The 1,351-nt window shown below is 69.5% G+C and carries 1 protein-coding gene; it reads right to left on the bottom strand.

Going from position 1 to position 1,351, the window contains the following annotated elements:
- Positions 1 to 20 precede the first annotated feature (20 nt).
- The gene (locus ABH935_RS50850; protein WP_370385239.1) at positions 21 to 1,094 is read right to left on the bottom strand and encodes an IS110 family transposase; all 1,074 of its coding nucleotides are present in this window, start codon (positions 1,092 to 1,094) and stop codon (positions 21 to 23) included.
- Positions 1,095 to 1,351 lie beyond the last annotated feature (257 nt).

Here is a 1,351-nt window from a genome sequence, read left to right as displayed (position 1 = left end):
TTCCGATGCTCCTATTGATGTCAAGCGGTGGTGGTGGCTGGTTCGCGGTAGGGCGTTGGGGCTGGTGAGTGCGCCATGAGGGCTCGGAATACTTCACGGGCGATGAAGCGCTTGAGGCATCGCAGGATCTCCATTTTGGACAGGCCTTCGCTGGTTCTGCGGGTCACGTAGGCGCGGGTGGGTTCGTGGTAGCGCATGCGGACCAGGGCGATACGGTGCAGGGCGTGGTTGGCCTGTCGATCACCGCCTCGACTGAGCCGGTGCCGCTGGGTGCGGCCGGAGGAGGCCGGAAGCGGTGCGGCACCGGCCAGGCGTGCGAACGCCGCTTCCGAGCGCATCCGCTCGGGGTTGTCTCCGGCGGTGATCAGCAGCTGCCCGGCGACCTCTGGCCCGACCCCGAACAGGTCGAGCAGCACCGGGGCGGCGGCGGCGACCAGAGGGGCTATCTGGGCGTCGAGCTCGTCGATCTCTACGTCCAGCAGCTGGTAGCGGCGGGCCAGCGCGCGCAGGGAGAACTTGGCCGCGTTCAACGGCATCTGCAGGTCCGCCGCCGGGCGCAGCCGCACCAAAGTACGGATCAGCGCGGCCTTGGGCAGCCCGGCGACCTGTTCGCGCAGCGGCGCCGGTGCGGTGACCAGCACCATCCGGATCTGATTCATCGCCTGGGTGCGAGCCTTAACCGCCGAGGAGCGGGCCACCCGCAGCATCCGGATCGCCTCCACCGCCCCGGTCCGGGACTTCGGCGAACCGGTTGCACGGCCCGAGGCCACCGCCGCCGCAGCAGCGTAGGCATCAATCGGATCGGTCTTACCCTTCACCCGCCGCACCTTGCGATCGGGCCTGTCCACCTCCACCACCGCCAACCCGACCTCGGCCAGATGCCGGGCCAGGCCGGCCCCGTAGGCGCCGGTGCCTTCCATCCCGACTGCCGCCACCTCGCCGAACCCGGCCAGCCAGGCGGCCAGGGCCCGGTATCCGGCCGCCGTGGCCGGGAACTCCCTATCGCCGAGCTGCCGCCCGAGCACCGCGTCGATCACCGCGGCATGATGCGTCAACCCGTGGGTGTCGACACCACCGATCACTTGCTGCGTCATGATGGTCCTGTCCGTCCTGTTCGGATACCAGCCGAGGGCGGCACGCACCGGTCGGGCGGGTGGACAAGACAGTGGCGGGGCTTCTGAACCAAGCTCCTATGAGGTCACATCCCACCCGTCCGGCCGCATGCCTGGCGATGGCGCGGGACAGGCCGACAAATCGGAACCAGGACAACCCCGGGGAGCGTCGGTCAGGCGGTGGGTCAGGCCCACCCCGCACCATCACTGCCGACCATCATCACTGTCAGGCGACGACG

Source organism: Catenulispora sp. GAS73, from assembly GCF_041262085.1.
Lineage (GTDB): Bacteria > Actinomycetota > Actinomycetes > Streptomycetales > Catenulisporaceae > Catenulispora.
Note: the sequence above shows the minus strand (reverse complement) of the source record. Positions and strands in the feature narration are given on the sequence as shown.